The sequence below is a fragment of the Duganella levis genome (assembly GCF_009857605.1).
Taxonomy (GTDB): Bacteria; Pseudomonadota; Gammaproteobacteria; order Burkholderiales; family Burkholderiaceae_D; genus Rugamonas; species Rugamonas levis.
Genome location: NZ_WWCT01000023.1, coordinates 17329 through 43209 on the forward strand (window position 1 = coordinate 17329; position 25881 = coordinate 43209).

Below are 25881 nucleotides of genomic sequence, written 5' to 3' on the forward strand. Positions count from 1 at the left end.
GTACGCAGGACGATTTCAGCAAGTACTGTGGAAGAGTCGCAAGCGGCGGCGCGCTGGGCGCAGGCGTGGTATCAGCTGGTGCAGCGCAAGCTGGATCAACTCCAGCATGCGCCGCGATACCTGCATTAGGCAGGAGAGTAGCAACCGCCGGCGCGGCGTTCCATAGCGTGACGGTCGATGACGGTGACGGTGCCGCGGCGATACTCGATCAAGCCTTCTTCTTGCAGCTTGCCGGCGCAGCAGGTGATCGATTCGCGGCGCACGCCCAGCATGTTGGCGATCATCTCCTGGGTCACTTTCAATTCGTTGGACAGGGAACGGTCCAGGCGTTCCAGCAACCAGCGGCACAGGCGCTGCTCAATGCTGCCGTGACGGACACCGGCCACGGTTTGCGCCAGTTGGGCAAACAGCGAGCTGGTGTGACGCATCAGTTGCTGCGCCAGTGCGCCGCCGCTGAAGAAAGCCTGGCGCAGCACGGCCGACTTGATGCGGTAGCCGTAGCCGCTGGTCTGCACCACGGCCGAGCAGTTGGCGCGTTCGGCTTCGTACATCGACACGCCGACCACCCCTTCGCGGCCGACTACGGCGACTTCGGCGGCGCCGCCATCTTCGGTTTCATATTGCAGCGAGATGATGGCATTGGTTGGGAAGAATGCGTATTCCATCGATTCGCCGGTATCGAACAGGCGCTTGCCGGCTTCCAGCGGCACCAGATCCAGATGGACGAACAGGTCAATCAGCTCTTCACGCGACAGGCCACGCAGCAATTCGTTCTGCTGGGCGCCGGTCAGGCTGATCACTGGCGCTGCGGTTTGTTGCATGGCGCGAGGAATGCTGGCGGAAACGGAAGTCTGGTTAGCTGCGTACATTTTGTGCCTCATCTGTATATGTGTTGGATGACTCACACTATATCCGTGCTATGTACGCTCGATTATAGGAACACAGATAGGCCTTATGTAGGCAAGGAACATAGGCTAGTGTCAGCCTGATCCTACGCTTGAGGTATTAAATACTGTCAGGAAAGGAAGTGCCCGAGGGAAATGATGGGCATGGAGACGCTCAGCAGCCGCGCGGCGCGCCGCTGAGCAGGAGATGCTACTGCGCTACGTGGCGCAGGATCTCAAGGAATGAATTTGAAGCGCGAACCTTCTTCAATCATGCGCTCGTCGCGAGAGCGCAAGCGCCCCGGATTGCGCCGATGTTCCGGCTCGGAAATAACGCGCTTGATGACACTTTCCAGCACGCCGCGATGGCTGAGGTATTCGGCGGCGCTTTCCGGACCCAGCCGGTCGGCGCGTTCAATACCTGCCTCTACCAGTTCGGATGATTGGTAGTCGGGCCGGAAAGTTTGCTTGGTAGACATTACTGCCTCCTGAGAATATGGACAAAATCCAATTCTGGGATTCTACAGCAGGTTGCGCCGTGCGGTAACGTACCTCCGTGGTCACGACGCAACTACGGCGCAGGTACGCCCTGCGGCGCTTGGCCGTTGTGCGGGATCAGCCAGCCGCCGTCGCTGAGCCAGTCTGCCAGGCGATCCGGCCAGTGCACATCGGACAGCCGCTCGGACCGCTGGCCCATATTGAAGGCGTGATCGGTGTCGGCATACAGATGCAGCTCAGCCGAGACACCGGCGCCAATCAATTGCTGATACAGCGCCAGCGCCGGTGGCATACAGCACTTGTCGCTGGAGCCGGCGACGATGAATGCCGGCGGCGCGTTCTGCGCTGCCTTGGCCGGCACGCCCAGCGGACCGGGATAGACCAGCACCTGGAAATCCGGCCGCGCGCTCTGGCGGTCAACGGCGTCCTGTTTAGCGGGCGGCGTTGGCTCCAGAGTATCCGCGATCAGCGACACCAGTTCGCCGCCGGCAGAGAAGCCCATCACGCCCAGCCGGTGCGGATCGACGCCATACTCCGCCGCATGCGCGCGTACCCAGCGCACGGCACGGCGCAAGTCAGCGGCGGCGTCATTCTCGATCGAGTAGCTGGCGCCCTGGTCGCGCGCCAGCCGGTACTTCAGCACGAAGGCCGTCACGCCGGCGCGGTTGAGCGACTTGGCCGCCACCATGCCCTCGTTCTGCCACACCAGCATGCGGTGGCCGCCGCCCGGCGCGATGATGACGGCAGCGCCGTTGGCGTGACGCGGATTGGCGCGCACCACCGTTAGCGACGGATTGTGGATATTGCTGATATAGCTGTTATCCACCTTCTCCGCCTCGGCGCGGCGCTGCTCCGAACCCGGCGCGCCGTCCGGCCACAGCGCGAGCTGCTGCGCGCCGGCGTGGGTGCAGAACGCCAGCAGTAGCAAAGCCAGTTTATTGCGCATGAATGTCTCCTGTCGCGTACAACGCGTGATGAGTAAGAATGAACAGTGTACGACCATCGTCACCGCCGAAGATCAATTGGAGCGGACGTTCCGGCACGTCGATGCGGCCGATCTCCTTACCATCCGGCGCGTAGACGAAGACCTGGCCATTGGCGACGTAGACATTGCCCTTGCCGTCCACCGCCGCGCTTTCGCCGCCGCGATTGGCCGCCAGCTTCAGATCCGTGATGCCGCCGCCCGCGCCGATCACGCCACTAAAGGTGCGGTTCTCGGAACCGTTGGTGAACACCACGCGGCCATTGGCGCCAGCCGATACCAGACCATGCGTGTCCAGCGTGTCCGAGAATCGGTAGCCCAGGTGATCGTTCGGTCCCTGCTTAAAAACACGATAGGCCGGCAGCACCAGGCTACCGTCCGGCGACACATACTCGCGCTGCTTCGGCAGCGCCACGTCGCGCGCGAACATCTCGGCCAGCGTGGTGAATTCGTAGGTATCGAAGTTGAGCTGATCGCGGAACTCGCCGTTCTGCCAGAAATTCACCGGCGCCAGCGCGCGCGCGCCTTGGTTCGCCTTCACAGGCGTTGGCTTGATGACGGTGATCGGGCCGGCAGGTTGGGCAGGATCGAACGAATACACCGTGCCTTCAGGCCCGAACGACGACACCACCAGCATCGCGCCGCTCTTGTCGATGGCCAGGTTGACCGGGTCCAGCGGCGCATCGCGCACTACCGCAAGCCCGCGCGCTTTCGACCAGCTATAGATGCGGTTGAAGCGGCGGTCAACGAAGTACAGCGTGCCTTTGCTGTCCACCGTCGCACCGGCGATGGAGTAGAAGCCGTCTTCCAGCTTGTTCACCTTGCCGGCGGGAGCGCTTGACGTGTTGGTCATTGCGCCCGCGCCGATATCCAGCACCGCAAATTCATGCTCGCGCACTTCCTGCTTGTGCGTCAGATCCTGCAGCGTGTTCTCGAACGGGTATTTACTGGCGCGCAGATAGGTATCGCAGCCGTTTTCGTCACAGGTGGCAAAGCCGCTCTCCGCGTTCACATGCACATTGCGGAAGCGGATATTCCCGGAGTTGGTCATCTTCACCGCCGACACGGCCGGCTTGATCGAGCGCGTGACGCGATATGCATGGTAGTTGGCGAAGGTGATGTTGCGCGAGTTGCGGATCTCCAGCGACACCGCATCCATGCCGTCGCGTACTTCCTGCTCCGTTTGCGGCGCCAGGAATTCCCAGTTCTCCACATTATCCAGCACGATCTCCGCGCGCACGTGGTGCTCGGCCGACAGCTCGTACACCTTGCCCGGCGTTTTGGTATTGGAGACGTAGAAACCCGCCTGCGCAAAAGTGCTCGGCGACCAGCAGGCTACAAACGTCCCGCCACCGCCATCGGTTACCCAGATGCTCGGATACTGCCGGTCCCAATGCTGCGTCGGATCGAAATTAGCGGTCTTCTGGTACGGGTCGCGGCGCTTGCCGTCGTACAGACGCGTGCCATGGCCGCCCTGGATGCGGATATCATCCACCAGCGAATCCGCGCCGGCGCGCCACAACAGCGCCGTCGCACGCGGATTGACTTCACCGGTCGCCAGGCCAAACCCGGAACCGATGGCGTCGCCACCCCTGGCGCTTTCCAGCAGCGCCTTCGGACCGTCGGCGCCAGCATAAGCGGGCGAACCATTCGGCAGCACCAGCTGCGTGACGCCGGGATGCAGGCCGACCAGTACCGTGTCCGGCTTCAGTCGTATCGTGTCCTGCACCATGTAGAAGCCCAGCGGCAGATACACCACGCGCTTGCTGTCGATGGCCTTCTGCACCGCCGCCGTGTCGTCGGTCACGCCATCACCCACTGCGCCGAATGACCGCACGCTGGCCCATTCCTTGGTGGAGGGCAGCGCGCGCATCACCGGCGCGCGCGCTGCCGGCAAGGCTTTCAACGCCGCGCCCTTGACGTTGGTGGCGAACTTGCCCACGCTGCCAACGCCGGGCAGCATCAAGCCGTAATTGAATTCGCTGACCTGATATACCGGCCCATAGCTGGGCACCGTCTTGCCGCTGTCGCGGAAACGCGCAAACACCGGCACGTTCTTCGCCAGCGCATTCTCAAAACCCACTTGCGTGTAGACGTTATTCTCATTGCTGATGATGACCGCCGCCTTCGACACGTTCTCGAAGCGCACGTCCTTGCCCCACAACCAGTCGCCATAACCACGGTCGATCTCAATGCCGACCGGCGTATTGCGGATGGTGGTGTTAATCAGCGTCAGTCCTGCTTCATGGCCGCGTATCGCCGCATCGCGCTGGCCGTCAAAGGTGGAGTCCATCAGCGTGTACTGCCAGGCCGGCGAGGTTTTCTCGGTGAGGATGCCATAACGGCCGCCGTAGAACTTCAGGTCGAAGCTCTCGTTGCCGACCATGTACACGCCGGCCAGGCCGGAACCGATGTGGAAGTCCATGTGGCTCAGATACGAGTGCTGCGCGGTCCGCAGGCGCACCGCTGCGGCAGCGGGATTGCCGTCGCCGATTTCAAAGTCGACGTTGCTCATCGCCGAGTAGAAGGTGGCGGAATTCGCATCGCGTACATTGTCGCTATACGGCACAGCGCTCTTCACCGGCAACGGCACTTTGCCGACCGTGTACTGGTCACCGCCGGTAAACACCACCATGTTTGCAACGCCCTTCTGGAAGCCCGGCGTATTCGCAGCCAGGACCAGCACCGGCCGCGTCGGACCAACGCCATACAGTCGCACCGCCAGCGGCACCAGCAGCGAACGGGTGATACGGTATCGGCCGGATGGCAGGAACACCACGCCGCCCTCACCCTTATCAGAAGCCGCATTCAGCGCCTGCTGGATCGCGGCGCTATCGTCGGTGCGGCCGTCACCGGCCGCTTTCACTTGCACCGCGCGCGGGTCGTCTGGCATGGTCTGGTACGCGGAAATAGAGGCCGCCTGCGCCAGCAGGGGCGCAACAAGGGCTGCCGCCGCCAGCATTGTCAATAATGGTTTCATCTGTTTATCCCAATAAGGCAGAAAGAATCAATACGAAAATCAGCCCGAATACGCCGACCAGCGTTTCCATCAAGGTCCACGAACGGAAGGTGTCTTTTAGCGACAGGCCGAAATACTCCTTGAACATCCAGAAGCCGGAATCGTTCACATGACTGCACATCAAACTGCCGGCGCCAATCGCCAGCACCATCAGCGCAGGATCGGTGCCAGACGCCTGCACCACCGGCGCCACGATGCCCGCCGCCGTCAGCCCCGCCACCGTGGCCGAACCAAGGCAGATGCGGATCAGCGTCGCCACCAGCCAGCCCAATACCAGCGGCGGCACCGGCAATGCGCCTAGCTGCGTGCCCAGTTGCGCGCTGACGCCGGAATCGACCAGCACCTGTTTCAGCGCGCCGGCGCCGGCGATCACCAGCAGGATGGGAGCGATGTCCCGCAACGCATCCTGCGCGCCGGACATCAGCGCCACCAACTTCTGCCCGCGCGCCACGCCCAGCGTAATCACCGCCACCAGCAGCGCCACCAGCATCACGATCATCGGATTGGCGAGAAAGCCGACCAGCGATTTCAACGCCGGATCGGCAATCGGCAGCGCCGCCGCAGCGGTGGCGGCAGCCAGCAGCCACACCGGCAGCAGCGCCGTCGCAAAGCTGTTGAACACCCCGGGCAGCTCGGCTTCGTCACGCAATCCGGTGCGGAACATTGGCGCCGGTGTGGCTTCGATGCGCTTGAGCGTCATGGCGAACAACGGCCCGGCGATGATCAGCGTCGGCACCGCCACCAGCAGCCCATACATCAGCGTTCGGCCCATATCGGCATGGAACTGCGCCACCAGCGCCGTCGGCGACGGATGCGGCGGCAGGAAGCCATGCGCTATCGACAGTCCGCACAGCAGCGGTATCGCCAGCGCCACCGCCGGCCGTCCGCTCTGGTACACCAGCGAGAACACCAGCGGCACCAGCAGCACAAAGCCGACGTTGTAGTACAGCGGAATGCCGGCCACGAAGCCGGTCAGCGTCAACGCCACCGGCATGCGCGCGGAGCCGAATACGCCGATCAGGTAACTGGCGATGCGCTGCGCGGCGCCGCTGTCGGCAATCAGCTTGCCGAACACCGCGCCGAGGCAGACGATGACGATCAGCGATCCAAGCAGATCGCCAATCCCCTTGTCGATGGACTTGGGGATGCTCTCCACCGGCATGCCAAGCAGCAGCGCGGCCGCCAGCGCCGCCGCCACGAACGCGATCAGCGGCTGCAGCTTGGCCCAGGCGATCAGCAGCGTGAGCAAGCCGACCGACAAAGCCACGGCCAGCAGCGCCCACGCGGGACTGGTAGTGGTCATCGCTTAGAAGTTATAGCGCATGCCAACACGGTACACACGGCCGACAACATCGTACAGCGCCGGGTTGATGCCGTAACTCAGGTTGGTCTGCGGCGCGGCGGCCGGATCGACGTTGCCGATGTTATCGACTTTGAAGAAAGCCGTGGCCTTGTCCGAGAACTTCCAGGTGCCGCCCAGGTCCACGTAGAAGGCGCCCTTCATGTGGTTGTCGTAGATGGTCGGATGGATCACGGTCGATACCGGGCAGTTGGTCTGGCACTCGATAAACTCGTTGCTGTACTTGCCGCTGCTGATCCAGCGCTGGGTCAGTGTCAGGCTGTATTTATCGGTATCCCACGACTGCGAGGTCAAGCCTTTCCAACGCGGCGTGTTACCCAGGTTGTTACCCGCGCCTTCGGATGGAATGGTGCCCACCACGCCGCTGTCGGTCAGGAAGGTGATGTTGCGGGTCACCAGGCCACGCAGGGTGATGCGGCCCGGCAGGTTCCAGTCCTTCAGGTTAAGGCGATACGCCGCTTCCAGGTCGTAGCCCTTGAGGCGCATGGAGGCCAGGTTGAACGACTGCACCGTCACGTAGTTGTTGGTCTGGACCGCATTCCCCAGCGACATGGCGCTACAGATTTCCTTGTTACCGGCCACGCACAGATCCACTTCCTGCTGCGCGTTCAGGGTCGAGATCACACCAGCGACCTTGATGTCGAAGTAGTCCAGCGAAGCGCTGAAACCAGGCGCCCAAGTTGGACGATCCAGCACGATGCCGAAGATCTTGTTGCGGGCGATTTCAGGACGCAGCGCGGTATTGCCCACGGTACGCTGCTGGATCGTCACGTTGGCGCCCTGGTACAGCACCGCCGCGTTGACCACCACCGGCGCCGCATACAGTTCGCTCAGGTTGGGCGCGCGCACGTCCTGCGATGTGACGGCGCGCAGACGCAGTCCGTCGATGCCTGTCTTCCAGGTCGCACCCAGCTTCCAGCTTTCCACGTGGCCGGAAGTGCTGTAGTGGGTATGGCGATCGGCCAGGTTCAGGCTCGCCTCGCCCCAGCTGTCGGACTTCAGGACCGGCAGGTTGGCTTCCACGTACGCTTCGCGCACGTTGTAGGTGCCGGACGCATTGTGGTAGTTACCCGCGTACCAGTTGTTCATCGGATTCAGCACCGGATCGGCCGGGTAGTTGGCGTCGTTTGGCGTATCGGCGGTTACGCCGTTGCCGTATGGGTCGCCGCCGACGCGATAGCTCTCACGACGCCACTCGGCGCCGGTCGCCCAGTTGATCGGACCGGCCCAGGTCTTGAACGCTTCGCCATTCAGGTTGAAGCTGCCGACGTCCTGCTGCTGGCGGGTGTGCTGTTGCGGACCGTATTCCGGCGCCACATACGCCCAGGTGGCGGCACTGACCGGAACATTGCCGATGATGTTCATCGGGACGCAACCGGCGGCGCGCGCGGTCAGGCTGCGGCAGGCGATGGAGCCATCCGCCAGGCGCACCGCGTCGATGGCGGCGGTGTAGCGGTTATTCAGCGTCATGTCGTGGACGATGATGTCGGTGAAGTTGATGCCGCGTTCCACGTAGGCGTCATAGGACCAGTCGTTGCCGAATAGCGGGAAGTGGCCGTCGGCGCCCAGCACCAGGCGGCGCATCTCGCGCGTAGGATGGACGTTGATACTTTCTGGGAACTGGCCGTTGGCCGTGCCGTACTGGAAGCTGGTGATGTTATTCGCCGCGCACGCCGCCGCAATCGACGCCGGCAGGTACGGGTTATCGCACTGCACGGTCAGATTGGCATTTTTGGCCGCGCCGGGATTGGGCGTGAACTCCGACTTGACCTTGCCGAAGTTGGCGGTGAAGTAAATTTCATGATCAGGGTTGATGTCGAAGCCCACGCGGGTGTAAGCCACCTGTCGCGTCAGGTCCATCGCCAGGTTGGTGCCGGCGCCCACGCTGCCGCTCAAGTCACCGCCGACGCAGAACGGATTGACGCAGCCGCTCACCGCGCCGGTGCCGGTCGGTACACCGCCGGAGCCGTAGTTAAACTTGTACGGCTGGCCGTTGACGCCAAACGCCGTGCCTTGCAGCGGGCCGTTGGTAATCAGGCCGTACTTGGCGTACTGGTACTGCTGCGCGTGTTCGATGAAGGTGTACTGCGGCTTGCCGTCGTTGGTAGCGCTCAGCGGGCGTACCTGGTAGGCGGGATTCTTGTACCACGAGCGGCCGTTCGGACCGACTTCGCCGAAGCCTGGCGAATCGATGCCCTTCTCGCGGCCATATTCCACGCTGGCCGTGACGTGCAGGCGATCATCGAGGAAGGCCTTGCCCCATGCGGCTTGCAGCGTGCCGTTCTTGTCGTCGTGGTAGGTGGTCTGGCCGCCTTCCACGTTGGCCTTGAAGCCTTCGAATTTTTTGTCGGTGATGAAGTTGACCACACCGCCGATGGCGTCCGAACCGTAGGATGCCGAGGCGCCGCCGGTCACCACGTCCACCCGCTTGACCAGCAGTTGCGGGAACTGGCTGACGTCCGTCACGCCGGTGACGTTGGCGCCCACCACGCGCTGGCCGTCCAGCAGCGTCAGGGTGCGGATCGGGCCGAGGCCGCGCAGGCTCAGTGAACTCAGGCCCTGGATGCCGCTACTGGTGCTGTTGGTGCTGGTGGTGCGGCCGGTGCTGCCCTGCAGGGCCGGCAGCTCGGCGATGGCGTTGAACAGATTGGGCTTGGCGTTCTTGGCCAGGTCTTCGGCGCTCAGCACGGTCGTCGGCGTCGGCTGCGAGAAGCCGCGCGCCGCAATGCGCGAACCGGATACCGTCACCACGTTTTCTACCTTGGCTTCCGGTTCGGTAGGAGACGCTGGCTTATCGGTTTGCGCGACGGGTTGCGCATCGGCTGCCGGCGCTGCCGGCGTGGCCTGCTGCGCATGGGCGACGGCAAGCCAGCTGCACGCGCTGGCCACGGCCAGGCGCATGATGGTGTTACGGGTAGTCTGTGTAGTCATGTAGGTCTCCATATAGTTTTTTTGTGTTGTGCTACTTTGCTGCTACTCCCTGCGGATCTGCGTCACCAGATCGTCGGGCGGTACTCTTATGTCCAGCGTGATGCCTGCTTCGTCGGCTTGCAGTGGTTCGAGATCACGGAACTGGCTGTCCAGCAGGGAGGTCGGCATGTAGTGGCCGACCCGCGCCTGCATGCGCGCTGCGATCAGTTCCTTCGGTCCACTCAAGTGCGCGAAACGCAGCGCCGGATCGCCTTCACGCAGCAGATCGCGGTAGCGCCGCTTCAGCGCCGAGCAGGAAATCACCAGTCCCTCGCCACGCTCGCGCGCTTCGCGGATCTGCGCTTGCAAAGTCAGTAACCAATCGGCGCGGTCATCGTCGTTGAGCGCCACGCCGGACGACATCTTGGCGACATTGGCCTGCGGGTGAAACTGGTCGCCTTCAACGAAGCCGACCGCGTTCGCAGTCGCCAGCGCCTGCCCCACTGTGCTCTTGCCGCAGCCGCTAACGCCCATCACCACCCACCGGGTACTCTGCATCCATGTCTCCAAGATTAGATAGCGCTAACATTGCTCTCCTGTGGAACTGGATGCCGCATGAAAGCATCTACCAACAAGGTATCAAGGGAGGCTGATCAGCGCTAAGTTAGCGTTATCATTTGCCATGAACTTTAGCTCACCGTAGGAATTTGTAAAGAATTATTCATATTGCATCGCACCATGAACGTCGCAGCGCCGCAACGCTGCCGAATGAAACACCGCCTCGCCGGCGCTGCTGATTTATCGCCGCCGCGCCAGCGAAGCCGCGGCGTAGACGTTGGCGCGGGCGCGCAGCATGGGATCGTCGCTGGGATCGATGCCGGCCGGTAGCCGGGTCGGCATAAAAGTCATGAAGTCGCAGCTGTTGTCCGCCAGGGCGGTGATCAGCAGCACGCCAAGCGGCACCCTTTCCTGCCCCTGCCATGGCATGCTGGGATCGTCCAGCGGATCACCCACCGCCGGCAGTTGTGCGTAGAGCTGGAAGCGGATCGGCCCTTGCAGCAGGCGTTCGTCCATCTCATGTTCAAGGAAGGCAGGCGGCAGCTGGCGTTCCTGCGCTTCGCTCAGATACCGTGTGCCGGCTTCCGGCTCCGCCACCATGCGCGCCGGTCGCATCACCCCATCCGCGCCGGAGAACAGGAAGGCGTGAGCAGAATGGTATGGCGTGCTGGCGTACGAGGATGGCGCTGCGTGCGACGCCAGCAGCGCTGGCAGGCGCAGTGTGTCCGGGTGGCGCAGCTCGTGGGCGGCAATGCGCAGCGGATCGGGCACACCGGTATTGGGATCGGCGGCGTGCGCCTCCAGGTAACTCAGATAGGAGACCGGCGTGGCGGCGTAAAAAATCGGCTCGGACACCAGCACCAGGTCATACGATTCATGCACGCCGTGCACGCGCATCGCCATGCCGCGCAGGTTGCGGGTCTTTTCCGAGATCGCCGGGTCGCTGCCGCCAACCGAGAAGCGCACCGTGGCCGGTAGCGGGCCATCGCGCAGTATCGCAAGATCGGCAAAGTGCGCCACCTCGTCATCCGGCGCGAAATGCCCAACGGCGCAGTAACCTCGCACGTGAGTGGCGCGCCTGCCGGCATGGGCGCCAAGATGGGTCAGGGCATCGAGCAACGGCTGCCGGCCGGGGGGAGTTGTCATCGTGCCGTGTGCCCGTCCGGCCTATAGTTCCCAGGTTTCCAGAAGACCGCGTTGCAGACAAATGGTGACCGCGTGGGTGCGGTCATTGGCATCCAGTTTCGTCATCACGATGCGCATATAGCTCTTGACGGTTTCCTCGCTGATGCCCAGCTTTTCGCCGATGGCGCGGTTGGACAGGCCACCAGCCACATTGCGCAGCACATCCAGTTCACGGAAACTCAAACGGTCGCGGTCAAAATAAATCTGCCCGCCCAGCAGCTCGGACGGCCAGACCTCGCGTCCCCGATGCACAGTGCGTATGCTGTCGAGCACATTCTCGGCCAGCATGCTTTTGAGTAGATAGCCACTGGCGCCGGCTTTGTGCGCGGCTTGTACCAGCGCGCCGCCGGCATAGGTGCTCAAGGCGATCAGGCGGGCGTTGGGGCGATTGCGGCGGATCGCCGAAATCGCATTCAGGCCGCCCAAGCCCGGCATGCGCAAATCCATCAGCGTGACATCGGGCTGGGCTTCGGCATAACGCGCTACCGCCTCTTCGCCGCTGTCGGCTTCCGCCGCCAGTTCGATATCCGGCGCTTTTGCCAGGATAGCCAGCAGCCCCTCGCGCAGCAAGGGGTGATCGTCGACGATCATGACACGGATGGAGTGTGGGTAGCTCATATCAGTGATTCTACGCATTTTGACGCAGCCCGGCATCCCCCGTTCTAGGGTAGCATACGCCCCTATCCCTACCGACATAAGAGACCTGCGCACATGATCGCCACCTCCGCTCCGCCAGCCACCGCCAGCCGGCCGCTGACTGGCCAGGATTACAAGACCCTGGCGCTGGCCGCCCTGGGCGGCGCCCTGGAATTCTACGATTTCATCATCTTCGTCTTTTTTGCCAACGCCATCGGCCAGCTGTTCTTCCCGCCCGACATGCCGGAGTGGCTGCGCACCCTGCAAACCTTCGGCATCTTCGCCGCCGGCTACGTGGTGCGGCCGCTGGGCGGCATCGTCATGGCGCACTTCGGCGACCTGCTGGGCCGCAAGCGCATGTTCACGCTGTCGATCCTGCTGATGTCGGTGCCGACGCTGGCCATCGGCCTGCTGCCGACCTACGCCAGCATCGGCCTGGCCGCACCGTTGCTGCTGCTGTTGATGCGCGTGCTGCAAGGCGCGGCCGTCGGCGGCGAAGTACCGGGCGCCTGGGTGTTCGTCTCCGAGCACGTGCCGGCGCGTCACACCGGCTACGCCTGCGGCGTGCTGACCGCCGGCTTGACCGTCGGCATCCTGCTTGGATCGCTGGTGGCGACGGGCCTCAATACCGCATACCAGCCAGCGGAAGTGCTGGCAGGCGCCTGGCGCTGGCCGTTCCTGCTGGGCGGCGTATTCGGCCTGGCCTCGATGTACTTGCGCCGCTGGCTGCACGAAACGCCGGTGTTTGCCGAAATGGCGCAGCGAAAAGCGCTGGCCGCCGAAATGCCGCTCAAGACAGTGCTGCGCAGCCACCGCGCCGCCGTCGCCGTCTCGATGCTGCTGACCTGGATGCTGTCGGCCGGTATCGTGGTGGTGATCCTGATGACGCCCGCGCTTCTGCAAAAGATGTATCACATCGACGCCCGCACCTCGCTGACGGCCCACACCCTGGCCACTATCGGCCTGGCGCTGGGCTGCATCTTCTACGGCGTGCTGGCCGACCGCATCGGCGCCAAGCCGGTGCTGTTCGTCGGCGCCCTGCTGCTGGCCATCTGCACCTGGGTGTTCTACACCACGCTGCGCGTGCAGCCGGAGCTGCTGCTGCCGCTGTATGGCTTGACCGGGTTCTTTGTCGGCGTGGTCGGCGCGGTGCCGTGTGTGCTGGTGCAGGCCTTCCCGCCGCAGGTGCGCTTTTCCGGCCTGTCGTTCTCGTACAACCTGTCCTACGCCATCTTCGGCGGCCTGACGCCGGTGGTCGTCACGCTGATGTTGAAGAACGATCCGCTGGCGCCAGCGTACTATGTGATTATGGTTTGCCTGATCGGCATGCTGACGGCGTTATTCGTGCGCAAGGCATAAAGCTAGGCTGCCCGCCGCAGCGACTGCGGCGGCGCGCCACAGACGCGCACGAAGGCGCGCCGCATCTGCTCCAGCTGCGCAAAGCCGGATTCGCGGGCGATGTAGTCCAGCGTGTGGCGCGTGTTCTCGATCATCTCGCGCGCCGACTCCAGCCGCAGCGACTCCACCGCCCTGGCCGGCGACTGCCCGGTTTCGTCGCGAAAGCGCCGGCTGAACTGGCGCCGGCTCAGGTTCGCCACACCGGCCAGTTCATCCACCGATAGCTGCCGCCGCAAATGCGTGCGCGCATATGACAGCACTTTTTGTATCGGGTCCGAACGCGGCGCCATCTCCAGCAGCGTGGAGAATTGCGAGTGACTGCTGGCGCGGCGGTGATAGATCACCATCTGGCGCGCGATCTTCAGCACCAGCTCCACGCCATGATCCTGCTCCACCATGGCCAGCGCCAGATCGATGCAGGCCGTCATGCCGGCCGAACTCCAGTACTTCCCATCATGGATATAAATCGATTCCGACTCTACCCTGAGCAGCGGAAAGCGCTGCTGCAGCTCTGCGGCGCGCGCCCAGTGGGTGGTGACGCGGCGCCCGTCCAGCAGCCCGGTGGCCGCCAACAGCTCGGCGCCGGTGCAGATGCTGCCGGCGCGGCGCGCGGCCATGCAGGCGCCGCGCACCATCTCCACCAGTGGCGCACTGGTCGGCATGCTGCCGATGGTGCCGAACACCAGCACCGTATCCACGACGGCTGCCGTGCCGCCCCCAGCCTGCGTTTCAACTGCCGGCCCGGCGGAGCTGGCGATGCTGCCGCCGGCCTGCGATAGCATCGCCATCTCATACAAACGCTCGCCAGAGATCACGTTCGCCAGCTCGAACACCGTCATCGCGGCGAAGTCCAGCACCTCGAATCCGGGGAACACAAAAAAGGCGATTGATTTCATGCGGCGATGGTAGCGGACCGCCGCGCGCGCCGCGATCCAGCGTAAGCGGGGGCATCTAACCTCTTTCGGGGGCTATCTTGCACATGGCGGCTGTGCAGCTTCCCCCCATAAGGGTTGCATGTCCCGAATTGCGCGGTTTACGTCCCGAATTGCAGGGAATGCGCTCTTATAATTTTTTCATTTCACCCTGCAAGGAGCTCCCATGACGACCCAATACATCACGGTCAACGGCATCCAGACCGCGTATCGCCTGTACGGCGAGCGCAGCGCTGAACCACCGCTGTTCCTGATGCAGCACTTCACCGGCACCATGGACAACTGGGACCCACTGGTGATCGAGGGCCTGGCCCGGCATCGGCAAGTGGTCATTTTCGATAACGCCGGCGTCGGCGCCTCGCACGGGACCACGCCATCCAACGTGCCGGAGATGGCGCAACACGCGCTGAGCGTAATCGAGGCGCTGGGCCTGGGACAGGTCGACCTGCTGGGCTTTTCGCTGGGCAGCTTCCTGGCCCAGGAAATCGCCGCCAACCAGCCGCAGAGCGTGCGCCGCATGGTGCTGGCCGGCGGCTGTCCGCAGGGCCAAGGCGCGGGCGACTTCCGCAAGGTGATCAGCGAAATCGGCGGCAAGACGCCGGCCGAAATCCTGCTGCACCTGTTCTTCACGCTTACCGCCAACAGCCAGCAGCGCGGCAAGGCCTTCCTGCAACGCCTGAAATTCCGCGACGAAGCCGGTCCCAATCCGCCGTCGCAGGTGTTTACCGCCCAGTACCTGGCCATCGAAAGCTGGTGCGGCCAGCGCGACGCCGGTTACGCGCTGCTCAAGCGCATCAAGCACCCGGTGCTGGTGGTCCAGGGCAGCAACGACAGCATGTTCCCGACCGAGCAATCAGTGCGCCTGTTCCAGCATCTGCCGAACGCGCAACTGAGTCTGTATCCGGACGCCGGCCATGCTTCGCTGTTCCAATACCCGTCGCTGTTCGTAGAACAGGTAGACACCTTCCTGCGCAAGGAGCTCGCATGACCGACCGTCGCCTATTCCTGAAAGCCATGGCCGCTGCCGGCGGTGGTCTGATGCTGCAAATCGCCATTCCCTCGGCGCGCGCGCGTGACGCCTCGACCACTTCCGCCACCGCCTTCGAGCCGAACGCCGTGGTGCGCATCACCACCGATGGCAAGGTCCACATGGCCATGCCCTACGTCGAAATGGGCCAGGGCACCTACACCTCGATTCCGATGCTGATCGCCGAGGAACTGGAAGTCGACCTGAAAGACGTCATACTGGAACACGCAGGCGCCGACGACAAGCGCTATATGAATCCGGCGCTGGGCTTCCAGGTCACCGGCGGCTCGACCACCATGCGCGTCGCCTGGATGCCGATGCGCCAGGCCGGCGCCGCCGCCCGCATGATGCTGGTGCAGGCCGCAGCGCAGCAGTGGCAGGTCGATCCCGCCAGTTGCCGCGCCGAACATGGCACGGTGATCCACACGCCGTCCGGCCGCAAGCTGGGTTACGGCGCACTGGCCGACGCCGCCGCCAAGCTGCCGCTGCCGGATGTGAAAACCATCGTGCTGAAACAGCCCAAGGACTTCCGCCTGATCGGCAAAGTCACGCGCCGTCTCGACACGCCGGAAAAACTGAATGGCTCGGCCGAATACGGCATCGACGTCCAACTACCCGGCATGAAAGTGGCCGCGCTGGCGATTTCGCCAGTGCTCGGTGGCCGCCTGGCAAGCCTCGACCAAACGGCCGCGCTCAAGGTGCCTGGCGTGCACCAGGTGGTGAAGCTGGACGACGGCGCCGCCGTCATCGCCGACAACTACGGCGCCGCGCACAAAGGCCTGTTGTTGCTGGACCTGCGCTGGGATGACGGCCCGAATGCGAAGCTGAGCAGCGCCGATATCGTCGCCGATATGGTGCGCGCCGCCGATGCCAGCAGCGCCAAAGTCCGCAACGAGGGCGATCCTGAAAAAGCCTTCGGCAGCGCCGCCCGCATCATCGAGGCCACCTACGAGCAGCCATTCCTGGCCCATGCGACGATGGAGCCGATGAACTGCACCGTGCACGTTACCGCCGACAGCTGCGAAGTCTGGACCGGCACCCAGGTGATCACGCTGGCACGCGCGGTGGCCGCCAAGGTCACCGGCCTGCCGCTTGAAAAAGTCACCGTGCATAACTTCCTGCTGGGCGGCGGCTTTGGCCGCAGGCTGGAAATCGACGGCGTCGAGCGCGCGGTGCGCATCGCGCGCGAAGTCAAATATCCGGTCAAGGTGATCTGGAGCCGCGAAGAAGATATCCAGCACGATATGTACCGCCCCTACTTCTACGACCGTATCCGCGCGGGGCTGGATAGCAACGGCGCGCCGGTCGCATGGTCGCACCACGTCACCGGCTCCTCGGTGCTGGGCCGCTTCATGCCGGCAGCATTCAACAACGGCTGGGATTCGGAAACGCTGGATGGCGCCGAAACGCCGCCATACGCCTTCAAGTCGATCAAGGTCGATTACACCCGACACGAACCGCCGCATATCCCCACCGCGTTCTGGCGTGGCGTCGGTCCGACCCACAATGTGTTCGTGGTGGAGAGCTTCATCGACGAACTGGCGGCCGCCGCCAAGGCCGATCCGCTGCAATACCGCCTGGCGCTGCTCAAGCAGAATCCACGCGCCGAACAGGTGCTGAAGCTGGCCGCGCAAAAAGCCGGCTGGAAGGGTTCTCACGCCGGCAAGACCGGACGCGGACTATCGGTGCAATTCGCTTTCGGCACCTATATGGCGATGGTGGTCGATGCCCATATCCAGGACGGCGAAGTGCGCGTCAGCCGCGTGGTGTGCGCGCTCGATTGCGGCGTGGTGGTCAATCCGGACACCGTGCAGGCGCAGGTGCAGAGCGCCGTCATCTTCGGCATCTCCGGCGCACTGTATGGCGACGTCACCTTCAAGGATGGCCGCGTCGAGCAAACCAACTTCCACGACTACCGCGTGCTGCGCATGCACGAAACGCCGGTGATCGAAACCTACATCGTCAGCAGCAGCGAAGCGCCCGGCGGCATGGGCGAACCGGGCACCTCGGCGCTGATGCCGGCGCTGGCCAACGCGGTGTATGCCGCCACCGGCACCCGCGTGCGCAAGCTGCCGATCGCCACGGCCCTCGCCGCGGCCACCACTTAACAGGAGCAAGATCATGACTTCATTGAACATCAACGGCAAAGCGGTCGACGTGCAGGCCGAACCCGATATCCCGCTACTGTGGGTGCTGCGCGACGAATTACATATGTCGGGCACCAAATTCGGTTGCGGCATGGCGCTGTGCGGCGCCTGCACAGTGCACCTCGACGGTCAGCCTTCACGCGCCTGCGTCACGCCGGTATCGGCAGCGGCGGGCAAGAAGATCACCACCATCGAAGCGATCGGCGACTCGGCGGTCGGCAAGCGCGTGCAGCTGGCATGGACAGAAATCGACGTGCCGCAATGCGGCTACTGCCAGTCCGGCCAGATCATGGCGGCGACCGCGCTGCTGAAGGCGATTCCCAAGCCAACCGACAAGGATATCGACCAGGCCATGTCCGGCAATATCTGCCGCTGCGGCACGTATCCACGCATTCGCGCAGCCATCCACAAAGCAGCGGGGAAAGCATGATGCGCGCGCTCCTGCTGATGTGTGCCGCGCTAGCGGGCCTGGTGCAGGCCGCCCCCAAAGGCGACGGCAAGCTGTTCGACCCGGTGGCCAGCGTGGTGATGTCGCCGCGCTGCATCAACTGTCACCAGGTCGAGGCGCCGCACCAGAAGGACATCGGCATCGTCCACGCGCAGCAGGTGGTGCGCGGCGCCGACGGCCACGGCTCGGCGGTGCTGCATTGCGCCGCCTGCCACCAGGCTTCCAACAGCGCGCAAGGCCGCGTGCCGGGCGCGCCCAACTGGCACCTGGCGCCGCTCAGCATGAAGTGGCAAGGCCTGGACAAGAAAGGCGTATGCCAGCAAATGAAAGACCCGAAACGCAACGGCAACCGCAAAACCGGCGAACAGGTAATCGAACATATGAAGACCGATCCGTTGGTGCTCTGGGCGTGGAATCCGGGCGCGCAACGCACGCTGCCGCCGATGTCGCATGAAGACTTCATCAAAGCACTGGAAACATGGGCGGATGCCGGCATGCCCTGCCCTCAATAACTCTCTCACCAAGGAATATCATGAACGCATTGCTCGAACAAGTACTGCAGGTGCACGGCGGCCTGCAACGCTGGAAAAGCCTGAACAAACTGACCGCGCACCTGAGCCAGGGCGGCATTCTGTGGCCACTCAAAGGCCACGGCGGCAAGCTGGATGAGGTGGATGTCAGCATCGAACTGCATCGCCAGTGGACTTCGCACGCGCCGTTTGGCGCAGCGGACCGCCGCACCTCGGTCACGCCGCAGCGCGCCATCATCGAAACGGCGAACGGCACGGTGGTCGATTCGCTGTCGTCGCCGCGCGATTCGTTTGCCGGCTTTGGCCTGGAGACACAATGGAGCGAGCCGCAACTGGCCTACTTCGTCGGCTACGCCATGTGGAACTATCTGACGCTGCCATTCGCGTTTGCCGAACCGGGTTTCGAGTTCGAAGAACTGGCGCCGTGGCAGGAAGGCGGCGAATCGCTGCGCCGCCTGAAGGTGCGCTACCCGGACAGCATCGCCACCCACAGCCGCGAACAGACGTTCTACTTCGCCGAAGACGGCAAGCTGCGTCGCCACGACTATGATGTCGACATCAGTGGCGGCACGCCGGCGGTGCACTACTTCCACGACTACGGCACCTTCGACGGCATCAGCATGCCGACCCGCCACCTGATCTACGTGCGCGACGCCGACATGGGACACCAGCCGGAACCGCTGGTGGTGTCGATCGTCGTCAGCGAGATCAAATTCAGCTGACCACGACGGGCGCTCGCTGCAACCGCACCATCAGCAGCAGTGCCAGTATCAGGAAGATGCTGGATGCGGTGAGCGCTGTCGTCACACGGTGCGCCAGCAGCGCCACGCCGGACAACTGATCCGCACCGGCTGCGGCTAGCGCCACCAGTACCGCCAGTCCAAGCGAGTTGCCCAACTGGTGCGCCACATTCACCACACCCGACGCCGCGCCGGCATCCCGCGCCGGCACGCCGCCGATACCGGCCGCCGTCAATGGGCTCAGCGTCATGCCCTGCCCCGCACCGATCAGCACCATCGGCAGCGCCACCGCCGTCAGGTAAGCGCTATGCGCCGACACGCGGCTTAACCACGCCATGCCGATCAGGCATACCAGCAGGCCAAACGCCAGCAGGCGCGCATTGCCGAAGCGCCGCGTCAAGCGCGGCACTTGCAGCGCGACGGCGAAATTCATCAGCGTCATCGGCAGGAAGCCCATGCCGGTCAGCGAAGGCGAATAGTTCAGCACCGTTTGCAGATACTGCGTAGTGAAGAAAAAGAAGCCGATCATCGCTCCGAGGAACAGTACCCGCGCCGCATACGCCGAAGCGCGCTGGGCGTCCGCGAACAAGCGCAATGGCATGATGGGCTGCACCGCACTGCGCTCGTTGACCACAAAGGCCACCAGCAACAACAGGCCCGCCACCAACGCGCCTTGCGTCAGCAGGTCGCCCCAGCCGGCGCCAGCTGAGCGGATGAAGGCGTACACCAAGGCGCTCATGCCGATGGTGGACGTGAGCGCGCCGATGACGTCGAACTGGCCGCTGCTGCGCGGGCTTTCCGGAATATAGCGGCGCGCGGCCCAGATCATCGCTATGCCGATCGGCAGATTGACCAGGAAGCCGACGCGCCACGACATCCACTCGGCCAGCACGCCGCCCAGCACCAGCCCTACGCTGGCGGCTATGCCGGCGGTGGCGCTATACAGCGATACGGCATGCGTCCGCTCCGCGCCTTCGGCAAAAGTGGTTTGCAGCAGCGCCAGCGTGGACGGCGCCAGGATGGCCGCACCCAGCCCCTGCACCGCGCGGGCGAGGACCAGCATGGCCGGCGTCTGCGCCGCCCCGATCGCCAGCGAAGCAAGCGTGAACAACGCCAGTCCTGCCACCAGCATGCGGCGGCGTCCAACGACATCGCCGGCACGCGCCGCCAGCAACAGGAAGCCGCCGAAGGTCAGCGTGTAGGCGCTCTGCACCCACGCCAGGCCGCTGTCGCTGAAGCCCATTTCAAGGTGGATCTTCGGCAGGCCGGTCAGGACCACCGAAGTATCCAGCACAATCATCACATAGCTGGCCAAAATGATGGCAAGGATGGCACGCTTATTCATAACGTCACGAATTCCAGGTTGGAGAGTATGGCCGACAGTCTAGGCGCGTAGCGGCCTATTGATAAGACGGTATAATCCGCATGAGCTTATGAGGAGTCTTCATCAATGGAATACGAGAATTTCAACGACCTGCTGGCGTTTGTGACGGTGGCGCGTGAAGGCAGCTTCACCAAGGCAGCCAAGCAGTTGGGCGTATCGCAGTCGGCGCTGAGCCACACGATACGTGGATTGGAGACGCGCCTCGGCATTCGCCTGCTGACGCGCACCACGCGCAGCGTCAGCCCGACTGAGGCCGGCGAGCGGCTGCTCAACACCGCCGCGCCGCGCTTTGACGAGATCACGCAGGAACTGGCCTCGCTCAACGAATTGCGCGACAAACCGGCCGGCACCATCCGCATCACAGCGGCCGAACATGCGGCCAACAATGTACTGTGGCCCAAGCTGTCGCCCATTATGCACGACTATCCGGATGTGAAGATCGACATCAACGTCGACTACAGCATGACCAACATCGTCTCGCAGCGCTTCGACGCCGGCGTGCGATTGGGCGACCAGGTGGAGAAGGACATGATCGCGGTGCGCATCGGTCCCGACCTGCGCATGGCGGTGGTGGCGACGCCGGAGTATTTTGCGAAGCGTGGCAAGCCGCGCACGCCGCAAGACCTGCAACAGCACAGCTGCATCAACCTGCGTCTGCCCACGCACGGCAATCTACAAATCTGGGAATTCGAAAAGAACGGCACGCAGCAGAACGTGCGCGTCGACGGCCAATGGGTGTTCAACAACACCACCTCCCGCCTGCGCGCAGCGCTGGCCGGCTATGGCCTCGCCTACGTGCCGGAAGATATGGTGTGCGACCTGGTAAAGGAAGGCACGCTGATACGCGTGATGAAAGAATGGTGCCAGAGCTTTCCGGGCTATCACCTGTACTACCCAAGCCGCCGCCAGTCCTCCCCCGCCTTCCAGCTGGTGGTCGACGCGCTGCGGCTGTAGCATGCTTAGTCGATGTACTTGAGGCCTGCCTGGTCCAGCGGGCCGCGCATGTTGTACATGTCGAGGCCTAGTATGCCGGAGGCGAGTTTGGCGCGCTTTTCGCCTTCCAGGTCTTCGCGCTTTTGGGCCACGGCTGCTACGCGCGCGACGTCGGCGGCTGGCACCACGACGACACCGTCATCGTCGGCGATGATGGCGTCGCCGGGGTTGACCAGCGCGCCGGCGCACAGCACGGGGATGTTGACGGAACCCAGCGTCGACTTGATGCAGCCCTTGGCGCTGATGTTCTTGCTCCATACCGGGAAACCCATCTCCTTGAGGATACGCACGTCGCGCACGCCGGCGTCGATCACCAGCGCCTTGGCGCCGCGCGCCTGGAAGCTGGTCGCCAGCAGGTCCCCGAAGTAGCCATCGGTGCAATCGGCCGTGATGGCGGCAACCACGATATCGCCGGGCTGGATCTGCTCCGCCACCACATGCATCATCCAGTTATCGCCCGGATGCAGCAGCACGGTGACGGCGGTGCCGGCCACCTGCGCGCCGGCGTAGATCGGCCGTATATAAGGCTTGAGCAGTCCAACGCGGCCCATGGCTTCGTGTACGGTGGCGCTGCCCAGCTGTCCCAGATGGTCGACGTGTTCGCGCTCGGCGCGCGCGATGCCGCGCTTGACGATGCCCAGTTGGTTGATCAGCGGTGTGGTCATAATCCCTTCTCCTTCAGTGCAGCGTCCAGACGCGGGAAGACGCGGCGCGCGTTGTGTTCAAAGATGTTGGCGCGATCGATATCGGTCAGGTTGGCCGCTTCAATATAGCGCTTGGTGTCGTCGTAGTAGTTGCCGGTTTCTGGATCGATGCCGCGCACGGCGCCGATCATCTCGGAGGCAAACAGCACGTTCTTGACCGGCATGACCTTGGTCAGCAGATCGATGCCCGGCTGGTGGTAGACGCAGGTGTCGAAGTAAATGTTATTGAGCAGGTGTTCGCTCAACAGCGGCTTTTTCATCTCCTGCGCCAGGCCGCGGAAGCGTCCCCAGTGATATGGCACCGCGCCGCCGCCATGCGGAATCAGGAACTTCAGCGTCGGGAAGTCCCGGAACAAATCGCTGGTCAGGCATTGCATGAAGGCGGTGGTGTCCGCATTCAGGTAGTGCGCGCCGGTGGTGTGGAAGCACGCGTTGCAGCTGGTGCTGACGTGGATCATGGCGGGGATATCGTATTCCACCATCTTCTCGTAGATCGGATACCACGATCTGTCGGACAACGGCGGTGCGGTCCAGTGGCCGCCCGATGGATCGGGATTCAGGTTGATGCCGACCATACCATACTCTTTGACGCACTTCTCCAGCTCCGGGATGCTGGTCGCAGGGTCCGCGCCCGGCGATTGCGGCAGCATGGCCGCGCCGATGAAGTGGTCCGGGAACAGCTGTGCCACACGCGCGCACAGTTCATTGCAAATGGCGGCCCAGGTAGCGCTGGTGTTGAAGTCACCGATGTGGTGCGCCATGAAGCTGGCGCGCGGCGAGAAAATTGTCAGGTCGGAGCCGCGTTCCTTCATCAGGCGCAGTTGATTCAGTTCGATCGATTCGCGCAGTTCGTCGTCGCTGATTTTCAGGTCGGCGACTTTTGGGCCGAGGTGCGGTGTGTTCAGGTTGGCGATTTGCTGGTTACGCCATTCTTCCAGCGCTTTCGGCGCGGTGGTGTAGTGGCCGTGGCAGTCGATAATCATCGGGTGATCCTTTTTCAGAGATACGCGGGGATCAGCACTTCGCCCCGCATGATGGGACGGGCGGTGCGCAGCAGCGCGGCGCGCAGCACTTGTCCGGGGTTGTTCGGGTCCAGTTCCAGCTCGACGCTGAATTCTCCGGTGGGGTGTTCGATCGAGAGTGTCTGGCGCGCGCCTGGCTGCGTTGCGGCGATGCCTTCGGCGATGCTGCCCGGCAGGATGCAGGCGGTAGCCACGGTCACGGCGGCCAGCACGCCGATGGAGTCGTGGCAGACATGCGGGATGAAGCAGCGCGTGTTGACCGCGCCGCTATCGCGCGGGGCGGAGATAAGGCACATTTTCGGGTAGTTTTTGGCGCTCACGTCGCCAAGGCCCATCAACGGACCGACGGCGAGGCGCAGCGCTTCCAGGCGAGTGCGCAGTTCGATGCTGGCGGTCAGCTCAGCGGCCGGCTCGTAGCCGGTGATGCCGAAATCGGAAGCGCGTACCAGCACCATCGGCATGCCATTGTCGATCAGCGTGGCGTCGATCACAAAGTCTGCGGTAGGGACGGCGATGCGGTTCTGCGGCGCGCCAGTCGGCAGCAGCGCCGGACACACCGAGCCGGCCGTGTCGAGAAAGTTGATGCTGATCGGCGACGCAGTGCCCGGCACGCCGTCAATGCGCGCATCGCCGCCGTATTGCAAACGGCCGTTCAGTGTCTGCAAGGTCACATCGCACTGCATGCCGGTATTCAGCGTCAAGATGCGCGCCGTGGTTGTGCCGTGCGCCACCGGCAGCAGTCCGCGCTCCAGCGCAAACGGCAGCACCGCCGCCAACATATTGCCGCAGTTGGGCGTAACATCCACCGTATCGTTATCCGGTTGCAGCTGCGCGAACAAAAAGTCCAGATCCACGCCCGGCGTCGTGCTGCGGCGGACGATGCCGACCTTGCTGGTCAACGGATGCGCGCCACCCAGGCCATCGATCTGACGCGGATCGGGCGAACCCATGGCCGCCAGCAGCACCCGGTCACGCGCCGCCGCATCAGCCGGCAGGTCGGACTCCAGGAAAAACGGTCCGCGTGAAGTACCGCCGCGCATCAACATGCAAGGCACTGCGCGCTGGTCGGAAAGAGGTGGATTGCTCATGGTGGCGTTGCGATCAGGCTGTATGAATATGCCCAGTATCCGCGCCACACTGCAAAGCGTGGTTGCGTTGTAGGCGCTGATTTGTTCTAATCTGCTTATCACGCCTACTTTTTAGCCACCATGTTCCTGGTCAGCCTGCGCCACCTCCACGCGTTTAACGCCGTCGCCGCCAGCGGTGGCATCCGCCGCTCTTCCGAGAGCCTGTACCGCGCCTCCTCCGCCATCGCCCGCTCAGTGGCCGCGCTGGAAGGCAGCCTGGATGCCCAGCTGTTCGAGCGCAAAGGCCGCGGCATGCTGCTGACCGCTGCCGGCGACGTGGTACGCAAGCGCGCCGAGCGCATCGAAGCAGAACTGCACGCTGTGCGCGAAGAAGCCATGCGCCTGCGCGACCGCAACGACGCCAAGGTCGGCGGCATCGAAGCCTTACTCAACGAACGCCGCCTACAGGCCACCACGCTGCTGGCGGAAATGCACCACATGCCCAGCGTAGCGCACGCGATGGGCGTCTCGCAATCGGCCGTCAGCCAGGCCATCGCCAGGCTGGAAGACATGCTGGGCCAGCCCCTGTTCCTGCGCACCGCCCACGGCATGGTGCCCACCGACGCCGGCCGGCGCTGGACCGAATCGTTTGAGCGCGTCTTATCGGAGCTGCGCCACATCCCGGAAGATATCGCCGCGCTGGCCGGCGTGGTGCTGGGCGTGGTGACCATGGGTGCGCTGCCGCTGGCCCGTTCGCAACTGCTGCCGACCGCTATCGCCTCTGTGCTCAAGCGTCACCCGCAACTGCATATCCGCTCACTGGAAAGCCCGTATGAAGAACTGACCGCCAGCCTGCTGAGCGGCCGCATCGACTTCATCGTCGGCGCCCAGCGCGCCGGTGCGGCCGACGTCTTCGAGTCGCGCTCACTGTTCCAGGACAAGGCCGCGCTGGTGGCGCGCAGCGGCCATCCGCTCACAAGGCGCAGCAAACTCACGCTGCAAGACCTGCGCGGCTATCCATGGGTACTGTCGCGCAGCGGCACACCGCTACGCGAATCGCTGGTGCAGTTCTTTGAACGCCAGGGCGAAGCAGCGCCCTCGCCCGCCGTGGAAACCGGCGACCTGGCGCTGCTGCGCGGCTTGCTGGTCTCCAGCGACATGCTGACCGTTTTATCGGCGCATCAACTGCATCATGAAGTGCAAACCGGCCAATTAGTGGTGCTGCCGTTCGAGATGCCCGGCATGGAACGCAGCATCGGCATCACCACCCGCAAGAACGCTCACCTGTCCCCTGGCGCCTATGCGCTGCTGGCCGAAATCGAAGCCATCAGCGCGCGCTGGCGATAAGCAGATTGAAACGGTCCGGCAAGCAAAAGCAATACATCCCCTCCTGTCAAAACGTACACTGGTGAAGTGGTAAAGGCCTCCTTGGCCTTTACACCTCTTTACATAAAATC

At 63.7% G+C, this 25881-nt stretch carries 22 protein-coding genes; 8 read left to right on the forward strand and 14 right to left on the reverse strand.

Features of this window, described 5'->3' with window-relative positions:
• Positions 1 to 125: 125 nt before the first annotated feature.
• The 9 genes from GTP69_RS23680 to GTP69_RS23720 form a co-directional block, all read right to left on the reverse strand.
• Positions 126 to 821, reverse strand: coding sequence for a Crp/Fnr family transcriptional regulator (locus GTP69_RS23680; protein WP_229261125.1), 696 nt, complete (start codon positions 819 to 821; stop codon positions 126 to 128).
• Positions 822 to 1120: 299 nt separating this feature from the next.
• Positions 1121 to 1363, reverse strand: coding sequence for a hypothetical protein (locus tag GTP69_RS23685; protein WP_161057181.1), 243 nt, complete (start codon positions 1361 to 1363; stop codon positions 1121 to 1123).
• 92 nt (positions 1364 to 1455) lie between these two features.
• On the reverse strand, positions 1456 to 2328 hold the full coding sequence (locus GTP69_RS23690) for an alpha/beta hydrolase (protein WP_161057182.1): 873 nt from the start codon (positions 2326 to 2328) through the stop codon (positions 1456 to 1458).
• Entirely contained in the window at positions 2318 to 5344 is a 3027-nt protein-coding gene (locus tag GTP69_RS23695) for a glycosyl hydrolase family 28-related protein (RefSeq protein ID WP_161057183.1), read from the reverse strand. The genes GTP69_RS23690 and GTP69_RS23695 overlap by 11 nt, the downstream gene beginning before the upstream one ends.
• Before the next feature lie 4 nt (positions 5345 to 5348).
• On the reverse strand, positions 5349 to 6686 hold the full coding sequence (locus tag GTP69_RS23700) for a gluconate:H+ symporter (protein ID WP_161057184.1): 1338 nt from the start codon (positions 6684 to 6686) through the stop codon (positions 5349 to 5351).
• 3 nt (positions 6687 to 6689) lie between these two features.
• The gene (locus GTP69_RS23705) at positions 6690 to 9674 is read right to left on the reverse strand and encodes a TonB-dependent receptor plug domain-containing protein (RefSeq protein ID WP_229261126.1); all 2985 of its coding nucleotides are present in this window, start codon (positions 9672 to 9674) and stop codon (positions 6690 to 6692) included.
• 42 nt (positions 9675 to 9716) lie between these two features.
• Complete coding sequence (locus GTP69_RS23710) at positions 9717 to 10211, reverse strand: gluconokinase (protein WP_229261127.1); 495 nt, start codon at positions 10209 to 10211, stop codon at positions 9717 to 9719.
• 240 nt (positions 10212 to 10451) lie between these two features.
• On the reverse strand, positions 10452 to 11357 hold the full coding sequence (locus tag GTP69_RS23715; RefSeq protein ID WP_161057185.1) for a catalase: 906 nt from the start codon (positions 11355 to 11357) through the stop codon (positions 10452 to 10454).
• 21 nt (positions 11358 to 11378) lie between these two features.
• Positions 11379 to 12014: a response regulator transcription factor gene (locus tag GTP69_RS23720; protein ID WP_161057186.1), complete on the reverse strand. Its 636-nt coding sequence runs from the start codon at positions 12012 to 12014 to the stop codon at positions 11379 to 11381.
• 93 nt (positions 12015 to 12107) lie between these two features.
• On the opposite strand from GTP69_RS23720, the gene GTP69_RS23725 reads away from it, so the two are divergent.
• On the forward strand, positions 12108 to 13391 hold the full coding sequence (locus GTP69_RS23725) for an MFS transporter (RefSeq protein WP_161057187.1): 1284 nt from the start codon (positions 12108 to 12110) through the stop codon (positions 13389 to 13391).
• 2 nt (positions 13392 to 13393) lie between these two features.
• Here GTP69_RS23725 and GTP69_RS23730 read toward each other — a convergent pair whose 3' ends face one another.
• Positions 13394 to 14326 carry a GlxA family transcriptional regulator gene (locus GTP69_RS23730; RefSeq protein WP_161057188.1) on the reverse strand — a complete coding sequence of 311 codons (933 nt, stop codon included), beginning with the start codon at positions 14324 to 14326 and terminating at the stop codon, positions 13394 to 13396.
• 202 nt (positions 14327 to 14528) lie between these two features.
• Between GTP69_RS23730 and GTP69_RS23735 the strand changes: the two genes are divergently transcribed.
• The 5 genes from GTP69_RS23735 to GTP69_RS23755 are packed head-to-tail and all read left to right on the forward strand — an operon-like array spanning position 14529 to position 19236.
• Positions 14529 to 15350, forward strand: a complete 822-nt coding sequence (locus tag GTP69_RS23735; protein WP_161057189.1) for an alpha/beta fold hydrolase — start codon at positions 14529 to 14531, stop codon at positions 15348 to 15350.
• On the forward strand, positions 15347 to 17497 hold the full coding sequence (locus GTP69_RS23740) for a xanthine dehydrogenase family protein molybdopterin-binding subunit (protein ID WP_161057190.1): 2151 nt from the start codon (positions 15347 to 15349) through the stop codon (positions 17495 to 17497). Before GTP69_RS23735 ends, GTP69_RS23740 begins: the two co-directional genes overlap by 4 nt.
• 13 nt (positions 17498 to 17510) lie before the next feature.
• Positions 17511 to 17966, forward strand: a complete 456-nt coding sequence (locus GTP69_RS23745) for a (2Fe-2S)-binding protein (RefSeq protein WP_161057191.1) — start codon at positions 17511 to 17513, stop codon at positions 17964 to 17966.
• Positions 17963 to 18496, forward strand: coding sequence for a hypothetical protein (locus GTP69_RS23750; protein WP_161057192.1), 534 nt, complete (start codon positions 17963 to 17965; stop codon positions 18494 to 18496). The genes GTP69_RS23745 and GTP69_RS23750 overlap by 4 nt, the downstream gene beginning before the upstream one ends.
• 20 nt (positions 18497 to 18516) lie before the next feature.
• Positions 18517 to 19236 carry a hypothetical protein gene (locus GTP69_RS23755; RefSeq protein WP_161057193.1) on the forward strand — a complete coding sequence of 240 codons (720 nt, stop codon included), beginning with the start codon at positions 18517 to 18519 and terminating at the stop codon, positions 19234 to 19236.
• On the opposite strand, the gene GTP69_RS23760 is transcribed toward GTP69_RS23755, so the two are convergent.
• Positions 19229 to 20599, reverse strand: coding sequence for an MFS transporter (locus GTP69_RS23760; protein ID WP_161057194.1), 1371 nt, complete (start codon positions 20597 to 20599; stop codon positions 19229 to 19231). The two genes, GTP69_RS23755 and GTP69_RS23760, sit on opposite strands and share 8 nt — an antisense overlap.
• Positions 20600 to 20704: 105 nt before the next feature.
• Here GTP69_RS23760 and GTP69_RS23765 point away from each other — a divergent pair, with 105 nt between their 5' ends.
• Positions 20705 to 21592, forward strand: a complete 888-nt coding sequence (locus tag GTP69_RS23765) for a LysR family transcriptional regulator (RefSeq protein WP_161057195.1) — start codon at positions 20705 to 20707, stop codon at positions 21590 to 21592.
• A gap of 5 nt (positions 21593 to 21597) precedes the next feature.
• Here the strand turns inward: GTP69_RS23765 and ligK are convergent, their stop codons facing one another.
• From ligK to GTP69_RS23780, 3 genes are read right to left on the reverse strand one after another with little or no spacing between them, the layout of a single operon-like run.
• A complete protein-coding gene (gene ligK / locus GTP69_RS23770) occupies positions 21598 to 22281 on the reverse strand; it encodes a 4-carboxy-4-hydroxy-2-oxoadipate aldolase/oxaloacetate decarboxylase (protein WP_161057267.1) in 684 nt (227 codons plus the stop codon).
• 11 nt (positions 22282 to 22292) lie between these two features.
• Entirely contained in the window at positions 22293 to 23318 is a 1026-nt protein-coding gene (locus GTP69_RS23775) for an amidohydrolase family protein (protein ID WP_161057196.1), read from the reverse strand.
• Between the two features lie 14 nt (positions 23319 to 23332).
• Entirely contained in the window at positions 23333 to 24445 is a 1113-nt protein-coding gene (locus tag GTP69_RS23780) for a 4-oxalomesaconate tautomerase (RefSeq protein WP_161057197.1), read from the reverse strand.
• A gap of 120 nt (positions 24446 to 24565) precedes the next feature.
• Here GTP69_RS23780 and GTP69_RS23785 point away from each other — a divergent pair, with 120 nt between their 5' ends.
• The gene (locus GTP69_RS23785) at positions 24566 to 25771 is read left to right on the forward strand and encodes a LysR family transcriptional regulator (RefSeq protein WP_161057198.1); all 1206 of its coding nucleotides are present in this window, start codon (positions 24566 to 24568) and stop codon (positions 25769 to 25771) included.
• Positions 25772 to 25881: the final 110 nt, after the last annotated feature.